Genomic DNA, 23,104 nt, shown 5'->3' on the forward strand with positions numbered 1-23,104 from the left:
CGGCGCAAGTCGCAAGGCGACCGCGGTGAACCCGCGGTGAACCCGCGGTGAACCCGCCGGTCGTGACCCGGCGGCAGGAGATCGAGCCCTCGACCTCAGGCAACGAACTTGTAGCCGAGCCCTCGGACGGTGAGCAGGTGGACGGGATGGTGCGGGTCCGCCTCGATCTTCTGGCGCAACCGCTTCACGTGAACGTCCAGCGTTTTCGTATCACCGAAGTAGCCGGGACCCCAGACCTCCTCGATCAGGAACTCCCGCGTGAGCAACCGTCCCGCGCGTCGCAGGAACGCCTCGAGCAGTTCGAACTCTTTCGGAGGGAACGCCACCACCTCGCCACGGACACGAACCTCGTGCCGCACGACGTCCATCTCGACCGCCGTGCCGACGAGGACATCCTCGGGTACGGTCACGGCCCGCATCCTCGACCGGCGGAGGTTCGCGCGTACCCGCGAGATCAGCTCCCGGACGCTGAAGGGCTTCGTGATGTAGTCGTCGGCACCGAGCTCGAGGCCGGTGACCTTGTCGGCCTCGGCGTCCTTCGCCGTGACGATGATGATCGGGACGTCGGACTCGGCCCGGATCGCACGGCAGACATCCAGCCCCGACAGCTCCGGCAGCATCAGATCGAGGACCACGAGCGCCGGTGGTTCGGCGTGGAACCGCGCGAGCCCGGTGTGCCCGTCCCCCGCCACCGAGACGACGTAGCCCTCACGTTCGAGGTTGTAGCGGATCGAATCAGCGAGCGACTCCTCGTCCTCCACCAAGAGGATCCGCAGGACCGCCTCTCCGGTCGGGGACGTGCCCTGTGGCTCGGGTTCAGTCCGCATCCGGATTCGCCTCGACGGGATGGGAGGCGTCGGTGAACTCCCGGAACTTGCCGGTGAGCAGGAAGCCGACTTGCTCTCCCACGTCGACTGCGTTGTCGCCCACACGTTCGAGGTGCCGCGCCACCAAGGACATGTGCAAGCCCCAGTCGAGCTTGTCCGTATCGTCGGCGAGACGGGTCACCTCGCCGTGCATGTTCCGGTTCAATCGATCGACCGGATCGTCCATCTCCGGAAGCTTCAGGCACAGCTCGAGCTCGCGCCGGCGGAACGCCTCCATCGACGTGCGGACCATCGGCACGACGAGGTCGCCCATCTCCTGGATCATCGCGCGGATCTGATCGTCGCCCGGCTTGCCGTGGGCCCACCGCACCGTCTTCGCAACGTTCACCGCCTGGTCGCCGATCCGCTCGAGGTGCAGGTTGATGTGCAGGATCGTCGACACGAGCCGCAGATCGGTCGCCACCGGCGTCTGCAACGCCAGCATCTGGAGCGTTCCCTCTTCGATCGACATGTACTTCGCGTCGATCGCGTCGTCTTCGTCCACCACCTTCGCCGCAAGGTCGAGGTCGTCGTGGCCGAGCGCCGCGACCGCCTGCTCGACGGCGAGCGCGCTCAGCTCCCCCATCTCGAGCAGATCGATCTCGGTCCGCTCGAGCGTCTCGTGGAAGTGCTCGCGGGGCATCAGCCGAACCGTCCCGTCACGTAGTCCTCCGTTCGTTGGTCGCTCGGGTTCGTGAAGATCGACTCCGTCTTGTCGAACTCCACGACCATCCCGGTACGTTGCCCTTCGGGGCCGACCTCCACCGAGAAGAACGCCGTCCGGTCGCTCACGCGCGCAGCCTGCTGCATGTTGTGGGTCACGATCACGATCGTGTACTCGGAGACGAGCTCGCGCATCAGGTCCTCGATCTTCCCGGTCGCGATCGGGTCCAGCGACGAGCACGGCTCGTCCATCAGGATCACATCCGGACGGGTCGCGATCGCGCGCGCGATGCACAGACGCTGCTGTTGACCTCCCGACAAGGCCATCCCCGACTCGTGCAGCTTGTCCTTCACCTCGTCCCAGAGCGCCGCCTTCTGCAGGGACTCCTCGATGAGCGCGTCCATGTCCCCTTTGAACCCCGCGATCTTCGGACCGAAGGCGATGTTGTCGTAGATCGACTTCGGGAAGGGGTTCGGCTTCTGGAACACCATCCCGATCCGGCGGCGCACCTCGACCGGATCGACGTGGCCGTCGTAGAGGTTGACCCCGTGGTACAGGATCTCTCCCTCGACACGGGCGATCTCGATCAGATCGTTCATGCGGTTCAGCGTCCGCAGGAAGGTCGTCTTACCACACCCCGACGGACCGATCAGCGCTGTGATCTCGTTGTTGCCGACCGCGAGGTTCACGTCGCGGACGGCGCGGAAGTCCCCGTAGTAGACGGACACATTCCGCACGTCGAACACGGGTTCTCGCTGGGGCTGGGACACCTGCACCTCGTCGTGGTTCGGAAGATGCAGCGTAACCTCCAACACGGCGCCCTCGGCGACGGCGGCGGGAGCCTCGTGTGCCTCGGTGCGAGGATCGGTCTCGTTCACATCGATCGGACTACCACCTTCGCTCATATCGGTTCCTCAGCAGGATGGCCGCCAGGTTGACCAGGAACACCGCGAGGATCAGGACCAGGATCGCGGCGGCGGCGAGGTCCTGGAACTCCGGCTGCGGCTTCTTCGTCCACGCGAAGATCAACGTGGGCATCGAGGTGAACCGTTCCTGCAGCTGCTCGCCCGGTCCGCCCTGCGCCACGAAGAAGCCCGTGACCGCACCGACCATGATCAGCGGAGCGGTCTCCCCGAGCGCGCGGGCCATCGAGAGCACCGTGCCGGTGAGGATGCCGGGCGCCGCGTTCGGGAGCACATGGCTGCGGATCACCTCCCAGCGCGTCGCACCGACGCCGAAGCCACCCTCGCGGATGCTGCGAGGCACGGCACGCAGCGCCTCCTGGGTCGTGATGATGATGATCGGCAGCACCATGATCGAGATCGTCAGACCGCCGGCCAGCAGGCTTCGCCCGGCGACGGAGCCGGGACCGACCACATCGCCCAGGAGCCCGACGAACAACGCGAGACCGAGGATCCCGTAGACGATCGCCGGGACACCCGCGAGGTTGCGGATGTTCGTGTTGACGAACCGCGTGAAGCCGGTGTCCTTCGCGTACTCCTCCATGTAGACCGCGGCACCGATCCCCAGCGGGAACGAGAGCACCGCCACGAACAGCATCAGGAACGCCGAGCCGATCAGTCCCTGCTTGATCCCCGCCCGAACCGGCAGTGAAGACGTTCCGCTGGAGACGAATTCCCCACCCCGCTCCTGCAGGACCGGTATCGCGGCGCGCGCAACGTCGGCGAGCAGCACGAGCAGGACCACGAGCGCGACCAGCAAGGTGAGCAGGAGCACGCCGTGGAACACCACGCTGCGCCAGTCGGCGCGCCGTCCCGTGAGCGCGCGTCGGACCTCCTCGCGGGCGGCCGCGCTTCCGGTGGCGACTACTCGGGCCTGCATCAGTACCGCCTCCGAACACGCCGGACGAAGCGCTCCGAGAACAGGTTCAGACCGAGCGTCATGAAGAACAGGAGCATCCCGACGAAGTACAAGCTCGGGACCGCGGCGCCGCTCCCGGCGGCGCGATCCGACCCCGTCGCCAGCGAGGTGATCGCGGCCGTCATCGTCTGCCCCCCGCGGAGCGGGTCGAGGTTGAACCCCGACCCCCCCGTCCCGCCGGCGGCGATCGCGACGATCATCGTCTCACCGATCGCGCGCGAGATCCCGAGGATCAGCGCGGCCGTGATGCCCGAGACGGCCGCGGGGACCACGATCTTGAGGCTCGTCGTCCGCAGCTTCGCGCCGAGGCCGAACGAGGCTTCCCGGAGCCCACTCGGGACCGCGTGCATCGCATCCTCGGCCACGGAAGCCACCAACGGAGTGACGAGCAGCCCGACGCCGATCCCAGCCGCCAGGAAGTTGAAGAACTCCGCCCCGCCGAACAGCTTCTGCACGATGTCGGGACTGATGAAGCGCAGCGCGAAGAACCCCATGACGACACTTGGAACGCTCGCAAGCGTCTCGAGGATCGGCTTCAGCATCCTGCGCGAGCGCGACTTCGCGAATTCCGAGAGGTACAGGGCCGCTCCGAGCCCCAGCGGCGCGGCAACGACCATCGCGATCAGGGAGACGACGAGGGTGCCCGCGAGGATCGCCGGCAGGCCGAACTCGTTCCGGCGCGGGAACCAGTCCATCACGAGCATCTGGGAGAACTCGACCTTGCTGAGGTAGTCGATCGTTCCGCCGGCCAGCGACGCGACGATCGCGACGCTGATCGCGATAGACAGCAGGGCGGCGGTGAGGAAGACCCTGCGGACGACCCGTTCCTTGCGATGGCGTTTCCGATTCCCCCCGAGGTCCTCGAGGGTGAGTCCGCCCCGCTCGATGCTCGCCTGCGCCACGTGCCTCCGTCCGATGTCTGTGCGAGTTGTACCAGGGACCCCACGTCCCACGGAAGGGCCGGTCCCGCCCGACCGGTGGAACGCGTCTAGCCGACCGCCTTCTCCCAGGCCGAGCGCGTGGCCCGGACGCGGTCGTCGGGCAGGCTCACGTAGCCGACCTCGGAAACCGACGCCAGCCCCTCGTCCGTGAGGTAGTAGTCGACGAACGCGGCCACCGCAGCGTTCACGGCCGCCTTCTCTGCGCTGGGATAGATGTAGAGGGAACGCGCGAGCGGATAGGTACCGTCGATGACCGTCTCCTCGCTCGGAGCCACGCACCCATCGCCGCCGTCGACCTCGACGGCCTTCACCGTGTCGCCGGCGCCGAGCGCGAACGAGAGTCCGACGAAGCCGAGGCCCGAGGAGTTGTTCGCGGCGTTGTCGATGATCACGTTGTCGTCACCCGATGCCTGGTAGTCCTTGCGGAGCTGATCGTCGGGTTGCTTCTGTGCCTCCGCGATGTCGGCGAGCGCGATCTCGATGAACGAGCCGTAGGTACCCGACTCCTCACCGGGCGCGACGATCGTCAACGGCACGTCGGGAAGCCCGCCGTTGCCGCCGACCTCCGTTGCGAGCTCGTTGGCATCACTCCACTGCGTGAAGCCTTCCGACTCGGGGCCGAACAGGGCGTACAGGTCGCCGAGGGCCAGGCAGTCGACCGGGTTCTCCGGATTGGTCACGACCGTCAGCGCATCGAGGCCGACCTCCAGCTCGACGGGGGTCACGCCCGCCGCCTCGCACGCGTCGGCTTCCTCGTCGTCGATCGCACGGGACGCATCGTTCATGTCCGTGTCGCCGGCGCAGAAGAGCTCGAAGCCGTCGCTGGTTCCCGGACCGTCCACCGCGATCTCGACGCTGGGGTTCTCGCCGGCGAACTTCTCCGCGTTCAGCGACGAGATCTGCTCGACCGTCGAGGATCCAGACACGTTGACGCTGCCGGTGACTTCGGCAGTGTCGCCGGCATCGGCCTCGTCGTCGCTCCCACCGCACGCCGCGGCTACGAGCGACAGCACGAGGATCCCAGCGATCAGGGCGAACAGATTCTTGCTGTGGCGCATGGTCCCTCCTTGGTCGAACAGCTCCTCCATCCACCGGAAGGCTATGGAGGGCGGATGACCAGACCCTGGCCCGAAGGTGAACGCCGGGTGAACGGTGACCGGGAGGTGAACGGCAGCGCCCACAGATGCCCCCGTACACTCGCCCCATGGAGCTGAGCGCCGCCCTCGGGGTCGTGCTCGCCGCGATCGCGGGGGCGGGATCGGGTTGGTGGGTCGCCACCAGAGCCTTCGGACGACGGCTCCGCTCGGCGACCGACGCGGTGGATCGGCTCGGTGACGCGGACACGGAGGCTCGAACCCTCGAAGGCGGCCCCGCAGGCGCGGCCGCCTTGGCGGGAGCGGTGAACCGCGCGGGGGAACGTCTCGGAGGACAGGTGCGAGCGCTCCGACGCGAGCAGCGGATCCGGGACTTGATCCTGTCCTCGATGCAGGAGGGCGTCCTCCTGTTCGACGGTGATGGCGGCGGTGTCGTCTTCGCGAACGACGCGATCGACCGCCACCTCCGCACCCGCCCGGCAACGGCGTCGCAGCTGCACCCTCCGGCACTGCGTGAGGCGGTGGAGCACGCGGCGTCTGTGTCGCGCCCCGTCTCCGTCGAGGTCGAGATGACGGCACCGAGCGCGTGGCTCCGCGGAACCGCCGTTCCCGCGATCGGAGGCAACTCGGTCCTGCTCGTCCTCCGCGACGTCACCGAGGCCAAGCGGCTCGACGCCGTCCGCCGCGACTTCGTCGCGAATGCGTCGCACGAACTGAAGACACCGGCAGCGTCGATCCAGGCGACCGCGGAGACGATCCGGATCGCCGCGGAGGACGATCCGGCCGTCGTCCCCCGGTTCGCACAGCAACTCGATCGCGAGGCGATCCGCCTGTCGAGCATCGTCGCGGACCTGCTCGACCTCTCGCGCCTGGAAACGGGCAGCGACATCGATGACGACGTCCGGCTGGACGTGCTCCTTCGCGAGGAGACGCCACGCATCCAGGACGCCGCGCGCGCCGCGGATGTCGAGCTAGAGATCGACGCCGCTCCCGTCCCCCCGATCCGCGGCGCCCGTCGCGACCTCGCGCTGTGCGTCCGCAACCTCGTCGACAACGCGATCCGGTACACCAAGCCCGGAGGGAACGTCCTCGTCGCCGTCGTCGAGGGCGCCGGCGGCGAGGTCGTGCTGAAGGTGGCCGACACCGGGATCGGGATCCCGTCGCGGGACCTCCCCAGGATCTTCGAGCGCTTCTACCGGATCGACCGCGCGCGCTCGCGCGACTCTGGGGGCACCGGACTCGGGTTATCGATCGTCAAGCACGTCGTCGAGAACCACGGCGGCGCCGTCTCGGTCGACAGCGAGCTCGGCCAAGGAACCCGTTTCGAGATCCGGTTCCCTCCCGATGCCGCGAGGACCGGTCGCGACGGCCGCGCGGCGCCCGCCGGCGGGGACGGGGCTATCCTTCCCCGGTGACGCTCCTGTTGTTGATCCGGCACGGGCTGACGTCCGCGACCGGCACGCGCCTGGTGGGCTGGACGCCCGGGATCCGCCTCTCGGAGGAAGGGCGCGCGCAGGCCCAGCGGGTGCGCGATCGCCTCGAAGGGACGCGGATCGACGCGATCTACTCCAGTCCCCTCGACCGCTGCCGGGAGACGGCGAAGCCACTGGCCGCCGATCGGACGCTGCCGGTCCGCGTCCGCAAGGATCTCGGCGAGATCGGGTACGGAGCGTGGACGGATCGCTCCCTTCGCCAGCTCGCGAAGACGAAGCTGTGGCCGCGCGTCCAGCAGGTCCCCTCGCGCGTCCGCTTCCCGCAGGGTGAATCGTTCGGCGAGGCGCACGCCCGGATCGTCGGGGCGCTCGACGCGATCGCCGCCGAGCACCCGTCCGAGGTCGTCGCCGCGTTCTCGCACGCGGATGCGATCAAGCTTGCGCTCGCCGAGCTCGCCGGCATGCACCTGGACATGTTCCAGCGGATCGTGATCGATCCGGCGTCGGTGTCGGCGGTCGCGCTCGGGGACGGGGTTCCGCGGCTCGTGCGCGTGAACGACCTCGGGACCCTGGACGCCCTCGCCCCGCGCAAACGGGGCGGGACCCGACAACGATGACACGGTCGCGCGCAGCGACCCGGCGCTCGGCGATCGGAGCCGAGGTGGGAGACTGAGCACCGTGGAAATGGACCCGGTCGACAAGATCACCGCCGGTGCGATCGGCGAGCCCGGCGAGCGCACCTTCTTCCTCCAGGCGCGCGGTGAGGATGAGCTGGTCACCGTCGTGCTCGAGAAGCAGCAGGTCGAGCTACTCTCCGCCTCGATCCTGGAGCTGCTCGCACAGGTCGGCGATGAAACCGGGACCGGTCCGGGTGAGGACGAGCTCGACCTCGAGCAACCGATGGAGCCACGCTTCCGCGCCGGCAACCTGCGGATCGGCTACGAGCCCGACCGCGACATGATCCTTCTCGAGGTCGAGGAGGCCGTCGAGGGAGACGACGAAGAGGAGGGCGAGGAGCTCGTCCCCCCCGATACGGACAAGCTCCGCCTGTGGGCCACCCGCGAGCAGATGCTCGCCCTGTCGCGCCACGGCTCGGAGGTCGCCTCCCGGGGCCGCCCGACCTGTCAGTACTGCGGGAACCCGATCGATCCCGAAGGGCACGTATGCCCGGCGATGAACGGGCACCGAAGCTAGCCGCCGCCGACCCGGCGCTCGAGCCCGCCGAGGGCGAGCGCATCCTGGAGACCGGTGTGCTCGAGGTCCTCGGGCTGATGCCGCGCTCATCGAACGCGACCTACCTCGCGAAGGTGCGCTCCGAGGACGACACGGATCGCGAGGTGCTCGCGATCTACAAGCCCCGCCGAGGCGAGCGCCCGCTCTGGGACTTCCCCGAGGGATCGCTCGCGGCCCGCGAGGTGGCCTCCTACCGCCTCGCCCGTGCGCTCGGGTGGCCGACGGTGCCGCCGACGGTGCTGCGCGACGGCCCGGAAGGCACCGGATCGGTGCAACTGTTCCGCGGCTTCGACCCCGCCGAGCACGCGTTCACGCTCGTCGCCGAGCGCGTGGGGGAATTCCGACGGATCGCTGCGTTCGACGTCGTGATCAACAACGCCGACCGGAAGGGCGGACACACGCTCCTGGGTGAGGACGGACGGATCTTCGTGATCGATCACGGCGTCAGCTTCCACAGGGAGCCGAAACTGCGAACGGTGATCTGGGAGTTCGAAGCCGAACCCCTCGGCGAGGTCCTGCGCACGGACCTGCTCCGGCTCCGCGACGACCTGGCGGCGGGTCCGCTCCGCGCCTCGCTCGGCGAACTCCTCGCTCCGCCGGAGGTCGATGCGACCCTGCACCGCACCGAGCGGCTCCTCGAGGCGAACTCGTTCCCTACCGCGGACCAGACGGTCGAGGAGACCGACATGCCTCCCTATCCATGGCCGGCGATCTGATGCCCGCCGCGATCCAGAGCCCCGTGTGGAGCGAGTTCCCCACGCCCCTGGGTCGGCTCGTCGCCATCGGCTCGCCGTCGGGCATCTCACGGCTCGGGTTCTCCGACGACGACCCCGTCGCCGCGGTCGAGGACGAGACCGGTCTGCGCATCCCGCGTGACGCCGCCGCACTCCGGGACCTCCGAGAGCAGGTTCAGGCCTACTTCGAAGGAACGCTCCGCTCGTTCTCCGTCGCACCCGACCTGGGCGCGATCGAGGGGTTCGCGCGGCAGGTCCTCGAACAAGCACGCCGGGTCCCGTTCGGGTCCGTCGCCACCTACGGCGAACTCGCGGCCCGGGCCGGCTCCCCCCGCGCCGGCCGTGCGGCGGGGAGCGCGATGCGGCGCAACCCCGTGCAGCTGCTCGTGCCGTGTCACCGAGTGGTTCCCGCCGACGGTTCGATCGGCGGGTACTCGGGCCGAGAGGACCGCAAGGCGTTCCTCCTCGACCACGAGGCCGCCGCACTCGGTCAGGACGCCGGGCTTCCCGGCTCTGCCGGCCGGGGCCGCTAAGCTCGGGCCGTGCTCCCCCGAGTCCACCGACATCGGCGCCTCGCGTGCGTGCTGGCCGTCCTCGCTCTGGTCGCAGCCGGCTGCAACGGCGACGCGGAGCCGGAACCGACGACACCCCCGAGCCAGACGATCGGACCGGTCTCCCAGGCCGAGGCCGACGCAACGGTTGAGGGTCTGTGCGAGATGATCGGGCTCGGTCGCGGTGAGCGCGACGCGGTCAACGCGATCTTCTACGACGAGAGCCATGCCGGGATCCACCGGATCGCCGCGGATGTCGAAACCGACGACCGGGCCGCCGCAGCGCTGCTCCTCGAACGCAAGCTGCTCGTGGAGCAGGGTCTGCTCGCCGAGCCGATCTCCGAGAGCTTCCGCAGCGACGTGCACGACCTCGTGGATGCGATCTCGGCGGCCGTGAAGGTCCTCGGCTTCCGAGCACCGGACTGCTCCGGGTGAGCGCTGACCCCACGACGCGGATCCGATCCAGCGCGCGACGGAACCCCCCTCGCCTGGGAACATGGGCACATGCATCTCCTGACGCGCCACCACCTGCCGCGGTTTCGCCTGGGCCGGGTGATCGCCTTCGTGCTCGCGATCGCCCTGGTCGCCGGCTGCACCGGGGACGACGCGTCACCCGAAGCCGACCCGTCCTCGGGTGACGCGGTCGAGCTCTACGCCGAGGTCGCGAGCGCGGACGTGGTCGCCGGCGATCAGGAGCGGCTGCTGGTCGGACTCCTGCAGCAGCCGGAGAACCTATTCCTGGCGTTCGGTGAGGTCGAGATGACGCTGTCCTACCTCGGGACCGAGGAGGAGCCGACCGAGCCCGAGCCACTCGGCGAGACGACGGGACGGTTCATCCCGACTCCCGGCGGCCCCGACGACCCGTCCCGCGGCGCGGCTCTGGTTCCCCCCTCCGAAGGACGCGGCGTCTACCAAGCCGAGGCGGTGTTCGCCGATCCCGGCTTCTGGCAGGTGGACGTGACCGCCCGGCTCGACGACGGTCGCGCGGCGACCGGTTCCGCCGCCTTCCCGGTGATCCCGAAGGCCCAGTTGCCGGCCGTCGGCGACGACGCCCTGCGGACCGAGAACCACGTCCTCGGAGAGAAGGGGTTCCCGCTCGGGGGCCTCGACTCGCGTGCCGACGCGCTCGGGGAGGTACCCGACCGTGCCCTCCACGAGTGGACGATCGCCGGCGCGGTCGACGACGGGGTCCCGGCACTCGTGAGCTTCGCGACCCCGGCCTATTGCCAGAGCCAGTTCTGCGGACCGGTCATCGACGAGATCGAGGACCTCCAGCGGCGGTTCGGCGACCGGGCAGCGTTCATCCACGTCGAGATCTGGCGCGACTTCGAGAAGCAGGTGCTGAACCAGGCCGCCGCCGACTGGCTCTACCGCAACGACACCCTGACCGAGCCCTGGCTGTTCCTGATCGACGCGAAGGGCGCGATCGTCGATCGCTGGGGAGCCCTGTTCGACCCGGCAGAGGTCGAGGCTGCGCTCGAGCGGCTCCCGAAGCTCCCGGCGGGCACCCGGCCCGCGTAGGCGCGGCCACCGCGAACCGCGTCGCGGCCCGTACGATGGACGCCATGGAGCCCACCCCGCCGATCCCTCCTGCCCCGCCGGGCCTCGAACCCTGCTACCGCCACCCCGACGAGCGGACCGGCGTGCGCTGCACGCGGTGCGACCGGCCGATCTGCCCGCAGTGCATGATCCCCGCCCCCGTCGGATTCCACTGTCCGGAGTGCGTCGAGGACGCTCGCAAGGAGTTCCGTCAGGGCGCCGGCCAGGCGATCCGGGACACCGCGACCTGGTCGCTGTCGGTGACGAAGGTGCTGCTCGCGATCCTGATCGGCGTGTTCGTCCTCGAGCTCGTCTCCGCCGGCGCAGGCGCGCTGGCGACCGGGCCCGACCCCCAGCAGCTCGCGAACATCGGCGGCCTGTTCCCCCCGGCGGTCGCGGCCGGCGAGTACTGGCGGTTGGTGACACCGATGTTCCTGCACGCGGGGTTGTTCCACATCGCGTTCAACGCGTGGGTGCTGTGGGTCTTCGGCTCGCAGGTCGAGCGCGCGTTCGGCAGCGCCCGCATGCTCGCGATGTTCCTCGTCACCGGCTTCCTCGCGAGCGTGGCGTCATACGTCCTCGGGCCCGTGGTGGTCGTCGGCGTCGGCGCATCCGGAGCCATCTTCGGCCTCGCGGGTGCCTTCATCGCCTATGCCTACCGGCGACGCGGACAGATGATGGCGAACGCACAACTGCAGCAGGCGCTGTTCTTCGTCGTGCTCAATGTGGTGCTGGGCTTCGTGATCGAGGGCATCGATTGGCGAGCCCACCTCGGAGGACTCGTCGCCGGTCTCGCTGCGGGGTGGGTCACCGACCCGAGCCGCCCGCGGCAGACCCGGACGATCGTGACGGTCGCGGGACTCGCCGGACTGCTCGCCGTCGGTGTCGTCGCTGCGATGGTTCGAACCGCTCAGCTGCGGGATCAGTTCCCCGGCGTCCTCTGACGATCTCTTCCTCGGGCTGGCTCAGCCGCGCTTGTCGCCGATGCCGTAGATGCCGCCGGCGCGGGTCCCGACGTAGATCTTGCCGTCCCACACCGCCGGGGTGGCCTCGATGCACCCCCCGAGTCGGACGTCCCAGAGCTCCTTCGGCTGCTTCCGCGGGTTCTTCGAGATGTCGTAGGCGTGCAGGACGCCCTCGCAATCGCCCTGCAGCAACACGCCGTCGATCGGCACCGGCGAGGACCAGGTGGGGCCGGGAAGCTTGATCCGCCAGCGCACCTTCCCGCTGGCCTGGTCGACCCCGAGCAGCTCGCCGTAGTTCGTGCTCACGTAGACCATGCCGTCGTAGATCGCCGGGGTGGCCCAGATACCACCGAGCCCGTCGCCGCCCTGCTCGGTGACGGGGACGCTCCACACGAGGGGGGTCCGCTTGTTCGGGTCCAGCTTCATCAGCTGGCCGTTCCGTGCGGCCGTGGCGTTGAACCGTTGCAGCTCGCTCGCGACGTAGAGCATCCCCTCCTCGTCGATCGCGATCGAGGCATCCGTGTCGTCGCCGGTCCAGAAGCGGAACACGCGCCGCGCGTCGTCGCTGCGGCCGGCGAGGATCTTGGAGATGTCCCATCCCTGCACGAGCCCACCGGAGTTCGAGAAGTAGACCACTCCGTCGTGGAACGAGGGCGAGGTTTCGATCGAGACGTCATCGTCCCCAAGCTGGGCCAGCAGCTCATCGTCGTAGCCGGGGAACGTCGTCACGATGCGGGGATCGACAGTGACCTTGCCGTCGCTGTCGTAGTCCCGGTTGAGCTTCACGACGTAGAACCAGGAGTTCTCGCTTCCCGCGAGCAGGTAGTCGTCGATGACGAGCGCCGCCCCGTCCCAGTCGTCGTTCCAGAGACCGCCGCTGGGCACGCTCGTGTCGGCGTTGACCGACCACAGTTCGGTCGCCTTGCCGCCCTGGGTCGAGATCACCCGGAAGTTGTTGTCGCGCGAGCCCGCGTAGTACAGCGGGAACCCGTCCGGATCCGAGGTCGCCGATCCCTTCGCAAGGTCACCGGTGCGGAACGGCTGCTTCAACGCCTTGCCGTTCTTCCCGTCGATGAAGTGGTAGTTCCCGTCGTAGGCGCCGATCCGGACCTCGACGTTCCCCTTGCGGTCGACGAGCACGTTCGGCTGGCCGGTCCATCCGGTGCCGCACCACGTCGTCGTCTCACCCAGGTTCGACGATTGCGAGCACAGTCCGCCCGCCGTCGGGTAGCGCCACAGGACCCTCGGCCGCGTCGGGAGGGGACCCTCGCCGTAGTAGGTGCGGCTCGCGTTGCCCCGGAACGTCGTGATCCCCTCGACCTCGGTGTTGATCGGTCCGGGGGTCCGCACGCCGGCGGCATCGACGTTCGGGTCGGGCTCGGACCGAGGCGTCTGTTCATCGGAGGGCGGGGTCGTCGCCGATGCCGAAGGATCGGCCAACGCCTCGGCGAGCTGGGGTCCGTCCCCCGGGTCGTCGCCACCGAGCACGGCCCGGACGCCGATCACGAGGAGCGCGATCACGGCCAGAACCACGACGACCGTTCCGAACGGAGGCGGCCGCCGCGTCCGCTTCCGCACCTGCGTGGGGGGCTGCTGCATCCCGCAGATGGTAGCGGGGGCGTCGCGTTCGGAGCTGGGCGGATGCCCCCGCACGCAACGCGATCCGCGCCGCTAGACGGGCGTCGGGCGGGCGGGGTAGGTCCCCAGCACCTTCAGCAGCGAGGTGTGCTTGCCGGCCTCCTCGAGCGCAGCTCGGACGTCCGCGTCCGCGGCGGAGCGACCCAAGTCGACGTAGAAAACGTACTCGAACGGCGCCCCGGGCCTCGGCCGCGATTCGAGCTTGGTGAGGTTCACGTCGTGCGCGGCGAACGGCGCGAGCGAGGCGAGCAACGACCCCGGACGATCGTGCACTGCCATCACGAGCGAGGTCTTGTCCGGCACGCCGAGGTCGACGCCGTCGCCGTTCGCGATCACGACGAATTTCGTGAAGTTCTCCGGATGGGTCTGGATGTGCTCGGCGAGCACCGCGAGACCGAACCGCTCCCCCGCTTCGACGCTGGCGACCGCCGCCTCGGTGCGATCGCCGTGCTCGGAGACCAGCCGCGCCGCCCCGGCGGTGTCGTGCACCGACACCATGTCCGCCCCGAGGGAGTTGAGGAACTCCTCGCACTGTGCGAGCGCCTGCCAGTGCGACAGCACCCGCTTCACGTCCTCGAGGCGGGCCCCGGGCGGAGCCAGCAGCGCATGGTCGATGCGTACGACCACCTCGCCGCTGATCCGTAGCATCGAGGTGCGCAGGAGCAGGTCGTAGGTCTCGTTGACCGAGCCCGCCTGGGAGTTCTCGACCGGCACGACCCCCACGTCGGCCTCCCCGGAGGTCACCCGCGAGAAGACGAGCCGCACCGTCTCGCACGGCAACGGATCGGCCTCGGGGAACAGCGCGAGCACCGCTCGCTCGCTGTAGGCACCGGGTTCCCCTTGATAGGCCACCTTCATGGGAGCGCAAGCCTACCAACGGGGCTGCTACGCTCAGTCGCCGGGCTTTGCCCTCCCACCTGCGCCGGAGGAGGAACGCCGACTCCCGGCGAGGCGACACGGATGACCGAGCACCCGACCGCGACGACGAACGGGCACGCACGTCGGGACCCCCCCGGCGAGCGTCGCGACCCCGCCGCCCGCGCCGCCCGCCGCCGCCGGATCCGCCGCATCGTGTTGTGGGTGCTCGGCGTGCTCGTGGTCCTCCTCGGGCTCGCTACCGTGTTCGCCGCGATCCAGACGATCGGGATCCGCGAACGCCTGACCGAAGGACGCGACGCCCTCGACCGGGCGCAGGACGCCGTCACGGACGGTGATCTCGGCGTCGCCGGGCGTTCGTTCGCCGAGGCGCAGAACGCGTTCGCCGACGCGAAGCGTGCGGCGTCCGGTCCCGCCTACACGATCGTCGGAGCCGTTCCGCTGATCGGACGCACCCCGCGGGCGGTCGAGGGCATCACGACCGCCGGCGAGGAGCTCGCGGCGGCGGGAACGGTCCTGACCGACGGGATCGCCTCGCTCCCGGACGGGCTCGGGTCACTATCGCCGGAGAACGGGCGCGTGCCCCTGGCACCGATCGCGACGCTCTCGGCGGCAGCCGAGCAGGCGGAGGTCCACACGAACGCCGCGGTGGAGGCGATCGAGGGTGCTCCATCCACCCTGCTCGTCGGGCCGCTGGGCGAGGCGCGACGCGACGCGGCCGAGGGGGTCGACCGCGCCGACGACGCGGTCCACGCCGGCCGCCTGCTGCTCGAGGGACTGCCGACGTTCCTCGGAGGCGACGGAACGGCTCGCTACTTCGTCGCCGCCGAGAGTCCCGCGGAGCTGCGTGGCACCGGCGGCATCCTGGGCGCGTACTCGATCATGACGGTCGCCGACGGGCGGTTCCGGTTCGGGGAGTTCCTCCCCGTCCAGACCTTGTCCGACCCGGCCGCATGGCAGAACGTGAACCTGTCCCCCGATTTCGCCGGCGACGTGGGCCCGCGGATCGTCGAGCAGTACGAAGCGGAGACCGGGCAGCGGCTGGACGGAGCGATCGAGGTCGATCCGTTCGCGCTCGCGAAGCTCCTCGAGGTCACCGGACCGGTCGAGCTGCGCGATCTCGGGGTAGAGCTCACAGCCGAGGACGTCGTCGCGTTCACCGCGAACGAGGCGTACAGCGAGTACCCGGACCCGGCGACGCGCAAGGCGGTCCTCGGCGAGGCAGCCCAGGAGGTGTTCCTCCGGTTCCTCGCGGGTGGCGAGGGGATCGACGGCATCCGCGCGCTCGGCGAGGCCGCGGCGGGTGGTCACCTGACCGTCTACAGCACCGACCCCACGATGCAGGAGGGTCTGCAGGCGGTCGGGGCGGCCGGCGACCTCCGCGTCACCGAGGGCGAGGACTTCTTGGCGGTCGTGATGAACAACGGCGCCGGGAACAAGGTCGACTACTACCAGTCGCGAACCGTGAACTACACGGTGGACCTGCTCTCGGACGGCACCGGGCGGGGCAGCACCGAGATCACGATCGCGAACGGCGCGCCGGCGTCCGGACTCCCCAAGTACGTGATCGGACCGTTCGACGGGCGCTTCGAAGCCGGAGAGACGTTCGCACTGGTCGACGTGCTCTGTGCGCCGGGCTGTGCGCTCGACCGGCTGCAGCGCGGCGGCGCCGACGTCGAGCCGGCCGCGACCGGAGACTTCGGCGGCATCCCGTACGTGCGGGACGTGTTCTCGATCCCCGCCGGCGAGCAACAGACGCTCGGGGTCGACACCCGGCTAGCCTCCGCGTGGACCGGGAATTCGTCGGGCGGGACCTACCGGCTCGTCTTCGCGAACCAGACGACGGTGGAGCCCACGCGTCTGCGTGTCGAGATCCGTCCGCCGGACGGGATGGCGTTCACGCACGCAGGTGACGGGGTCGAACTCGGAGACGGGATCGCCGTGTGGGAGGGCGAGCCGGGAGCGCGGGTCGAGGTCGACGTTGACTTCTCGGCACCGGTTCCGGGTCGTTGGTGGCGCAACCTCACCCGCTGGGTTTCATAAACCCACGGTCTGAACCTTCCGCGCGACCCATCCACATCGGACCCGGCCGACGTCTCCGGACGCGCGGAAAGCCGGGTCGCGAAGACCCGGCTTCCGAACGATCGATGGGTGCGGGCGGCCTACTCGCTGTGCGTCGCGGCCGAACGCCGGCGCGCGATCATCAGCGTTGCCACACCTGCAACGATCAACACCCCGAGAAGGACCATCCACATCGAGACATCGCCGCCGGTGAAGGCGGTGTCTCCCGCGGACTTGACGACGTTGTTCGCGTTGTTCGCGTTGTTCGAGTCGCCAGCCGCTTCAACGCAGTTGGGCTTCGGGGGGTAATCGTTGCAGGCGGCCGTCGCGGTTCCCGCCGTCACCATCAAGAACATGGTCGCCGAAACGACCATCGCACCGATGACTGCTGTTGCCCGCTTCATATGCCTTCTGCCTTTCTCGCCCGCCCGGAGGGGCGCCTCCCGGTCGGGCATTTCTCGTAGTCCGAGCATACTAGCTGTTGCACCCAGGTGGGGGCAATAGAACCGACGATGGTCGTCCCCCCTGCCAGCGGATATAGGCCGAAAGGCTGAAACGCCGGCATCCGGGTCAATCCCTCCCAGGCACGAGCCGATACCTACCCTATGCGCAGGAACACGAAACTCGACCGTCTCGCCACGGCCTTCGCCGACTCGGTGGCCGCGGGGCAGCTGGACGAAGCCGAAGGATGGCTGGCGACGGCCTTCCTCGCGGCCGATCGAGCCGACTGCGCGCACACCCTCGAGACCGGCGGCCGCGCCTGCGCCGAGTGCCGCGTCCTCGAGCCTGTCGGCCACTGACCGAGCGTCGGTTCGACGGCTTCGGATCCGCCGCACCCTTGAGGTCGCTCGCCCGGATGCCGAAGCACCACGGGAAGCACACACGCCGGCGTCGGGCGTCAGGCATGGGGGTGGTTGTTCACGTACGGACCCCTCCGTACACTGACCAGGTCGAACGCTCCCGTCACCCCCCGGGCGTGGGCCGGCGTAGAGTGACGACCGAGGGACGAGAGGATCCGGATGCCCCCCGAGCACTACAGCACCAGCCGCTCGGAGACCCCTGAGGGCACGATCGACCTTCGCGCCTACCTGCAGGTCTTCCGCAACCAGAAGAAGACGATCGCCCTGTGCATCCTCGCCGCCGTGAGCCTGGCGGCCGCCTATAGCTTCACCCGCACGCCCGCGTATTCATCCAAGGCGACGGTCCTCGTGCAGCCGACGGGTGTCGACGTGAGCGAGCTCGGCTCGAGCAGCGTCGCCGAGCTCGTCAACCTCGACACCGAGAAGGAGATCGCCGGCTCCACCGAGGTCGAGGAGATCGCGGCCCGAACCCTGCGCACGGACCCGCAGAACGTGCAGCGTCATACGGCCGTCGCGTTCCCAACGGAGTCGCAGATCCTGGAGATCACCTACACCGATACCGATCCGGAGGATGCGGCCGCCGGCGCGAAGGCGGTTGCGGACGCTTACCTCGCATACCGGCAAACCCTCGCCGAGGCTGACCGGAAGGTGCGGATCGAGGCGTCGACGGCCACCCTCAGGGAAGTCATCGAAGACCTGAACGACGCCGCGGACAGCGCCACGACCGAGGAGGCGATCTTCGGGCTCGAGACCGAGTGGGAGCAGACGATCCAGTTCCTGCAACTGAACACGAACCCCGGCAGCGTCCTCGGGACGCCAGCGATCCCAGCGAACCCGAGCAGTCCGAATCACAAGCTGAACATCGCGGCCGGGCTGTTCCTGGGCGTTTTCCTCGGGATCGGGCTCGCGTTCCTTCGGGAACGCACCGACGAGCGTGCGCGAAGCCGGCAGGATCTGGAGGAAGCCTTCGCCGCGCCGGTGCTCGCGATCGTTCCGCAGATCGATGGATGGACCGACCGCCGCTCGACCAAGCTGATCAGCGTCGTCGACCCGAAGGCTTCCAGCTCCGAGGCCTACCGATCCCTGCGGACCACGATCCTCGCGATGGCCGGCCGGCAGGGAGTCAAGACGGTCCTGATCACGAGCGCCCTCGCCGGAGAAGGCAAGAGCACGACCGCGGCCAACCTCGCCGTCAGCCTCGCGAACGCCGGCAAGCGGGTCGTCCTCGTCTCGGCCGACCTGCGTCGCCCTCGCCTGCATCAGTTCTTCGGGCTGCCGAACTCGCGAGGTCTGTCGGACATCCTCACGGCGGAGGACGAGACGATCCGGATCGGCCCGCGCGATACCGGGATCGAGAACCTGTGGGTCTTCGTCTCCGGACCGATCCCCGAGCGTCCGGCCGAGCTGCTGCAGTCACACCGGATGCAGGACTTCATCGACGAGTGCCGCAAGGTCAGCGACATCACGATCATCGACGGCCCGCCGATGCTGGCCGTCGCCGACAGCCTCGCGATCGCACCGCATGTCGACGGCGTGATCCTCGTGACCGACTCCGAGAGCACCCCTCGCGGCGCGATCGCGCAAGCCCGGCTGGAGCTCGATCGGATCGGTTCGACCGTGCTCGGAGCCGTCCTCAACAACTTCGACCCCTCGAAGGCGCCGAGCTCGTACGGCTACCAGAGCTACGAGATGTACGAGCAGCATCCGGAGGCACCGACCGAGGGCAACGGCAGCGGGTCCGAGTCGTCGGCCCGCTCCGGCCGCGGCGCGCGCTCGAAGCGCCGCTGAGACCGTTCATCCCGCTCCTCTGACCGGACCTCTCTCAGGCTATCCACTGCCGTACAACCGATCCCGCTCCCTCCTCTCCGGCACGCATCCCCCCTGCTCAAGGCCCGTGTGAGCACGCCGATACCCCGAAAGACGCACGGGGAGGAACCGCAGGGGGATCGTGATGAACCCAACCGAACGACGTCGGCGCACACCCTCGGTCGCGATCGTCGCCGCGCTCACCACGGCCCTGGTGCTGTCGGGCATCACCGGCGCGGAGGCGAAGCTGGTCCGCCGGGGTGGGGTCGAGATCCGGGAGCGGGTCGCGGGGCTCGTCCCCAAGCGCGGGTCGCTGTTCGGCTCGTGGGTGAATCCCCGGACCGGATGGAGCATGGACGAGCAGAAGTTCGCGATCCGCGACCTCGAACGCAAGACCGGACGCCAGCTCGACGTCAATCACTTCTACTACGCGTTCGACAAGCCGTTCCCGACCTGGCGCGAGCCGTGGAGCCTGCGGCGCGGGGGTATCCCGATGATCTCCTGGAACGGCACCTCGGCGGGCGCGATCGCAGGCGGCCGCTACGACACGATGATCCGTCAGCGTGCCGACGCGGTCCGGGAGCTCGGAGCGCCGGTGATCCTCCGGTTCTTCTGGGAGATGGACGGCAAGCCGGAGCTGATCGCGAGCCCGAGCCAGTACATCAAGGCGTGGCGGCACGTCCACGACATCTTCGTCCGGCGCGGAGCGACAAACGCGGCGTGGAGCTGGTGCCCGAACGGCTGGGCCTTCACCGAGGGGCGCGCCCAGCGCTTCTATCCGGGGAAACGGTACGTCGACTGGTTGTGCGCCGACGGCTACAACTGGTTCCCGGGCAAGCGCGGCTCGAAGTGGCGCAGCTTCGCCGAGATCTTCACCGACTTCTACCGGTGGGGTGTCAAGCTCGACAAGCCCATGATGGTGGGCGAGACCGGCGTCCAGGAAGACCGGCGCAAGGACGGGCGGAAGCGTCGGTGGTTCCTGAAGGCGAAGACCTCGATGAAGCGGCGGTTCCCGAAGATCCGTGCGTTCGTCTACTTCCACTCGGACTCGATCTATCCGTGGTGGGTCGATTCGAGTCCCCGCTCGTTGTCCGCGTTCGGCTCGGTGGCTCGCAGCGCGTACTTCCGCACCCGCGGACACTGACCAACGCGCCCGGATCAGCGGGGGACGCGCTCCCGAAGGGCGGCGAGGGCCGCACCGTGGAACCGGGGGTTGGTGCCCGATCCGGCCCGGCGTGCCCCTTCGTACCGAAGGACGAGCTCGAGCGCGTGCAGCGAGGCGACGGCCTCAGGGTCGGGGATCCCGAGGGAGCGTAGCGCCGGGCCCGCCGCCGCGGCCGATTCCGACAGCGAGACGTCGAGGTCGCGTCCGTCCCCGATGAACGCCAGCTGGAAGTGGAAGTGCAGGACGTCGAACCCGAGCGGTGCGTACAGACCACCGTGTTCCCAGTCCCACACGACGAAGCGTCCGTCGTCGCGCGCGAAGTTCCACGGAGACCAGTCCCCGTGCCAGGCGCCGATGCGGACCGTTCGGTCCCCCGCGCGGGACTCGATCGCGTCGGCGAGCGTGTCCGCCACCTCGACGAGCGACCCTTCAGCCCTCGGGGCCGGCCTCGCTCCCGAGCGTTCCGGCGCGCGCAGGACGGCGAGACGTTCGCGCACGCCCGTCCAGTACGACGAACCCGCGAGCGTCTCGTCGCGCGCACCTCCGTCGGCGAGGTCGGCGATCGCCCGCGTCACGTCCAGGGGCGGGAGCGCCCTCCACGGCCGCCATCGGCGAACCCCGACGGGCAGCGGAGCGGCGACCGACAGCTCCAGATCGTTCCATCGGCCACGGTGCAACACTTCGGGGGTCGCGAACGACGACGACGCGGCCTGCCCGCACCGCGCGAGCAGGTCGGCCTCGGTCGCGACGAGCTCGCGGGTCACCTCGTTCCATCCCACCTTCGCGAAGCCGACGGGAACGCCGCGAGACGAGAAGAGCTGCAGCACGGGCTTGCGGAAGGGGCCGGGGCTCCCGACGCCGATCGCCGCGACGACGTCGCGGCCGCCGAACACCTCGGTCCGGAGGTGCTCGAGAAGGCTCGGCCCGCCCTCCTCGGACACGACCGTGAGCCGGTCGCGCAACGCGACGGGAGCGATCCCGGTGGCCAGCGCCGCCCCGAGAGCCGCGCGGGCGAACCGGGTGCGCGGATCCCGGAGACGGTTGTAGGCCCGCACGCTCGCCGCGGCGGCGCGGCGCGGCCGGGCCGGGACGAGGAAGCGCGCCCGCCGCCGATCCGGGACCAGGAGGTAGGACTCGTTCGCAGCACCGGCGCGGTCGCCACCCACGATCGCGCGGCCCCCCGTGTCCGTGGGCCACAGAACGGAGGTGAGCCAGTCGAGCCGGTCCCCCGGCGCGGGCGCGCTCACGCCTTCGAACCCCGGCGCTTGATCGCCTCGCGGAAGGCATCGAGCTCGAGCACACGCCGCGAGCGCCAGACGACGGCGAGATAGGCCGAGTACCCGACGATCGATGCGGCGAGGAAGGCGGTCACACTCGATCCGACGACGATCCGCACCGCGACCGAAGGAACGAGCACACAGGCGACGGACGCCATAACGACGCGGAGCCACGAGCGCCCGAACGGGTGCAGCCGGTCGAAGACCCAGACCTGCACGAGCGGCAACAGGTTGTTGGCGAGCAGGCTCACGGCCCAGGCGATCGCCGCTCCTTCGATCCCCAGCGGCGGGATCAGCAACAGGTTCAGCAGGATGTTCAGTGAGAGAGCGATCACCGTGTTGGCCATCTGCCACCCGCTGCGGCCACCCATCAGCAGCACGATGTCGACCGGGCCGACACCGTTCGCGATCAGACTCGCGCCGGCGATGATCGCGAGCGCCGTCGCACCCCGTGCGAACCCGGGGCCGAAGATGCCCAGCACCGTCGAGCCGAACACGATCAAGGTGAAGTAGAAGGGCCAGACGAGGAGCATCAGCCACGCCGTCGCCCCCTGCCAGAGGTGCTGGGCACGGCCGTGTTCGTCGCGGGCGAGCACCTCCGACAGCCGCGGTCCGATCGCCTGGATGATCGCGACGTTGGCGAACGTCCCAACCTGGATGAACCGGGTCGCCGCCCCGTACACGCCCGCCGCGGTGGTCGACGCGAGCGCGGCGACGAGCAAGGTGTCGAGCCACAGGATGCCCACCTGGAAGAACCCGGCGAAGCCGCGCGGGGCGGTGAAGCGCCAGAACTCCCCCGCGAGCTCGTTCCAACGCCGCCGAACCTGCACCGGGTCCCGGCGGGAGGCCTCCCAGCGGCGGACGAGCGCCGCCAGCCAGCCCACCGCCACGACCATGCCGGCGAACATCGGCACCGTGTAGGCGAGCGACACGCCGAGCGCCTCGCCGCCGAGCGCGACCGCGATCAGCGCGAGGACGATCTGGGCCAACGGCTTGCCGATCTTGTCGACGACGACCGTCGGCAGCATCGTCCCGAAACCGCGCGTGGCCGCGAGGGTGACCGTCAGGAGCGTCGCGACGGGCAGGAACACCCCGAACCAGCGCACGTAGGGCTCGACGAGCGCCGGGGGGGAGTTCCGCGAGAAGACCCGGGCGAGCTCGGGTGCGAACACGATCATCGCGCCGCCGAAGATCACGCCGACGAGCGCGACCGGGACGAAGGCGATCGGCAGGGTCCGGCGGGGCTCGTCCGGGCGCTCGAGCGCTCGGTGGCGAGCGATCATCCGGACGAGCCCGGTGTCCGACCCGAGCTCGGCCGTGTTCGCGAGGATCTGGAACAGCGCGACCCCGACGAAGAACGCGCCGACACGCTCGGCGCCGAGACCCCTCGTCAAGACCACGACGAGGCCGAAACCGCACAGCCCGCTCGCGATCGCGCCGACGAGGTTCAGCAGGCCACCGCGGGCCAGCGTCGCCAGGTCCGCGGCGCGATGGCCCGATGCCGGCTCGCCCGGCACCCG

23 protein-coding genes are annotated in these 23,104 nt (G+C 69.6%); 12 read left to right on the plus strand and 11 right to left on the minus strand.

What is annotated here, in order from left to right:
* Positions 1-95: 95 nt before the first annotated feature.
* The 6 genes from WEF05_08955 to WEF05_08980 all read right to left on the minus strand — a co-directional run bounded on the left by WEF05_08955 (position 96) and on the right by WEF05_08980 (position 5,440).
* Positions 96-827 carry a response regulator transcription factor gene (locus WEF05_08955; GenBank protein MEX1102012.1) on the minus strand — a complete coding sequence of 244 codons (732 nt, stop codon included), beginning with the start codon at positions 825-827 and terminating at the stop codon, positions 96-98.
* Complete coding sequence (gene phoU / locus WEF05_08960; GenBank protein MEX1102013.1) at positions 817-1,509, minus strand: phosphate signaling complex protein PhoU; 693 nt, start codon at positions 1,507-1,509, stop codon at positions 817-819. The genes WEF05_08955 and phoU overlap by 11 nt, the downstream gene beginning before the upstream one ends.
* On the minus strand, positions 1,509-2,435 hold the full coding sequence (gene pstB, locus WEF05_08965; GenBank protein MEX1102014.1) for a phosphate ABC transporter ATP-binding protein PstB: 927 nt from the start codon (positions 2,433-2,435) through the stop codon (positions 1,509-1,511). Before pstB ends, phoU begins: the two co-directional genes overlap by 1 nt.
* Positions 2,419-3,372, minus strand: coding sequence for a phosphate ABC transporter permease PstA (pstA, locus tag WEF05_08970; protein ID MEX1102015.1), 954 nt, complete (start codon positions 3,370-3,372; stop codon positions 2,419-2,421). Before pstA ends, pstB begins: the two co-directional genes overlap by 17 nt.
* Positions 3,372-4,313 carry a phosphate ABC transporter permease subunit PstC gene (pstC, locus tag WEF05_08975; protein MEX1102016.1) on the minus strand — a complete coding sequence of 314 codons (942 nt, stop codon included), beginning with the start codon at positions 4,311-4,313 and terminating at the stop codon, positions 3,372-3,374. The genes pstA and pstC overlap by 1 nt, the downstream gene beginning before the upstream one ends.
* A gap of 86 nt (positions 4,314-4,399) precedes the next feature.
* Complete coding sequence (locus tag WEF05_08980) at positions 4,400-5,440, minus strand: substrate-binding domain-containing protein (protein ID MEX1102017.1); 1,041 nt, start codon at positions 5,438-5,440, stop codon at positions 4,400-4,402.
* A gap of 116 nt (positions 5,441-5,556) precedes the next feature.
* Here WEF05_08980 and WEF05_08985 point away from each other — a divergent pair, with 116 nt between their 5' ends.
* From WEF05_08985 to WEF05_09020, 8 genes are all read left to right on the plus strand, one after another.
* On the plus strand, positions 5,557-6,861 hold the full coding sequence (locus WEF05_08985; GenBank protein ID MEX1102018.1) for an ATP-binding protein: 1,305 nt from the start codon (positions 5,557-5,559) through the stop codon (positions 6,859-6,861).
* A complete protein-coding gene (locus WEF05_08990) occupies positions 6,858-7,496 on the plus strand; it encodes an MSMEG_4193 family putative phosphomutase (protein MEX1102019.1) in 639 nt (212 codons plus the stop codon). Before WEF05_08985 ends, WEF05_08990 begins: the two co-directional genes overlap by 4 nt.
* A gap of 67 nt (positions 7,497-7,563) precedes the next feature.
* The gene (locus tag WEF05_08995) at positions 7,564-8,073 is read left to right on the plus strand and encodes a DUF3090 domain-containing protein (GenBank protein MEX1102020.1); all 510 of its coding nucleotides are present in this window, start codon (positions 7,564-7,566) and stop codon (positions 8,071-8,073) included.
* Complete coding sequence (locus WEF05_09000; protein ID MEX1102021.1) at positions 8,043-8,828, plus strand: SCO1664 family protein; 786 nt, start codon at positions 8,043-8,045, stop codon at positions 8,826-8,828. Before WEF05_08995 ends, WEF05_09000 begins: the two co-directional genes overlap by 31 nt.
* Positions 8,813-9,379, plus strand: coding sequence for a methylated-DNA--[protein]-cysteine S-methyltransferase (locus WEF05_09005; protein MEX1102022.1), 567 nt, complete (start codon positions 8,813-8,815; stop codon positions 9,377-9,379). The genes WEF05_09000 and WEF05_09005 overlap by 16 nt, the downstream gene beginning before the upstream one ends.
* A 9-nt stretch (positions 9,380-9,388) precedes the next feature.
* Positions 9,389-9,832, plus strand: coding sequence for a hypothetical protein (locus WEF05_09010; GenBank protein MEX1102023.1), 444 nt, complete (start codon positions 9,389-9,391; stop codon positions 9,830-9,832).
* 69 nt (positions 9,833-9,901) lie between these two features.
* Complete coding sequence (locus tag WEF05_09015) at positions 9,902-10,918, plus strand: hypothetical protein (protein MEX1102024.1); 1,017 nt, start codon at positions 9,902-9,904, stop codon at positions 10,916-10,918.
* A gap of 44 nt (positions 10,919-10,962) precedes the next feature.
* Positions 10,963-11,880, plus strand: coding sequence for a rhomboid family intramembrane serine protease (locus WEF05_09020; protein MEX1102025.1), 918 nt, complete (start codon positions 10,963-10,965; stop codon positions 11,878-11,880).
* A gap of 21 nt (positions 11,881-11,901) precedes the next feature.
* Here WEF05_09020 and WEF05_09025 read toward each other — a convergent pair whose 3' ends face one another.
* Together WEF05_09025 and pheA are read right to left on the minus strand one after the other, a co-directional pair.
* Complete coding sequence (locus WEF05_09025; GenBank protein ID MEX1102026.1) at positions 11,902-13,500, minus strand: PQQ-binding-like beta-propeller repeat protein; 1,599 nt, start codon at positions 13,498-13,500, stop codon at positions 11,902-11,904.
* A gap of 72 nt (positions 13,501-13,572) precedes the next feature.
* Entirely contained in the window at positions 13,573-14,397 is an 825-nt protein-coding gene (gene pheA / locus WEF05_09030; protein MEX1102027.1) for a prephenate dehydratase, read from the minus strand.
* 102 nt (positions 14,398-14,499) lie between these two features.
* Here pheA and WEF05_09035 point away from each other — a divergent pair, with 102 nt between their 5' ends.
* Complete coding sequence (locus WEF05_09035) at positions 14,500-16,458, plus strand: DUF4012 domain-containing protein (protein ID MEX1102028.1); 1,959 nt, start codon at positions 14,500-14,502, stop codon at positions 16,456-16,458.
* A 119-nt stretch (positions 16,459-16,577) separates the two neighbouring features.
* On the opposite strand, the gene WEF05_09040 is transcribed toward WEF05_09035, so the two are convergent.
* Positions 16,578-16,931, minus strand: a complete 354-nt coding sequence (locus tag WEF05_09040) for an LPXTG cell wall anchor domain-containing protein (GenBank protein ID MEX1102029.1) — start codon at positions 16,929-16,931, stop codon at positions 16,578-16,580.
* Between the two features lie 150 nt (positions 16,932-17,081).
* Here WEF05_09040 and WEF05_09045 point away from each other — a divergent pair, with 150 nt between their 5' ends.
* The 3 genes from WEF05_09045 to WEF05_09055 all read left to right on the plus strand — a co-directional run bounded on the left by WEF05_09045 (position 17,082) and on the right by WEF05_09055 (position 20,286).
* Complete coding sequence (locus WEF05_09045) at positions 17,082-17,276, plus strand: hypothetical protein (protein ID MEX1102030.1); 195 nt, start codon at positions 17,082-17,084, stop codon at positions 17,274-17,276.
* A gap of 219 nt (positions 17,277-17,495) precedes the next feature.
* The gene (locus WEF05_09050; GenBank protein MEX1102031.1) at positions 17,496-19,124 is read left to right on the plus strand and encodes a polysaccharide biosynthesis tyrosine autokinase; all 1,629 of its coding nucleotides are present in this window, start codon (positions 17,496-17,498) and stop codon (positions 19,122-19,124) included.
* Positions 19,125-19,287: 163 nt separating this feature from the next.
* Positions 19,288-20,286 carry a glycosyl hydrolase gene (locus WEF05_09055; GenBank protein ID MEX1102032.1) on the plus strand — a complete coding sequence of 333 codons (999 nt, stop codon included), beginning with the start codon at positions 19,288-19,290 and terminating at the stop codon, positions 20,284-20,286.
* 14 nt (positions 20,287-20,300) lie between these two features.
* On the opposite strand, the gene WEF05_09060 is transcribed toward WEF05_09055, so the two are convergent.
* Together WEF05_09060 and WEF05_09065 are read right to left on the minus strand one after the other, a co-directional pair.
* Entirely contained in the window at positions 20,301-21,554 is a 1,254-nt protein-coding gene (locus WEF05_09060; GenBank protein ID MEX1102033.1) for a hypothetical protein, read from the minus strand.
* Positions 21,551-23,101 carry an oligosaccharide flippase family protein gene (locus WEF05_09065; GenBank protein ID MEX1102034.1) on the minus strand — a complete coding sequence of 517 codons (1,551 nt, stop codon included), beginning with the start codon at positions 23,099-23,101 and terminating at the stop codon, positions 21,551-21,553. Before WEF05_09065 ends, WEF05_09060 begins: the two co-directional genes overlap by 4 nt.
* Positions 23,102-23,104: the final 3 nt, after the last annotated feature.

This window comes from Actinomycetota bacterium (assembly GCA_040881665.1).
Lineage (GTDB): Bacteria > Actinomycetota > UBA4738 > UBA4738 > HRBIN12 > JBBDWR01.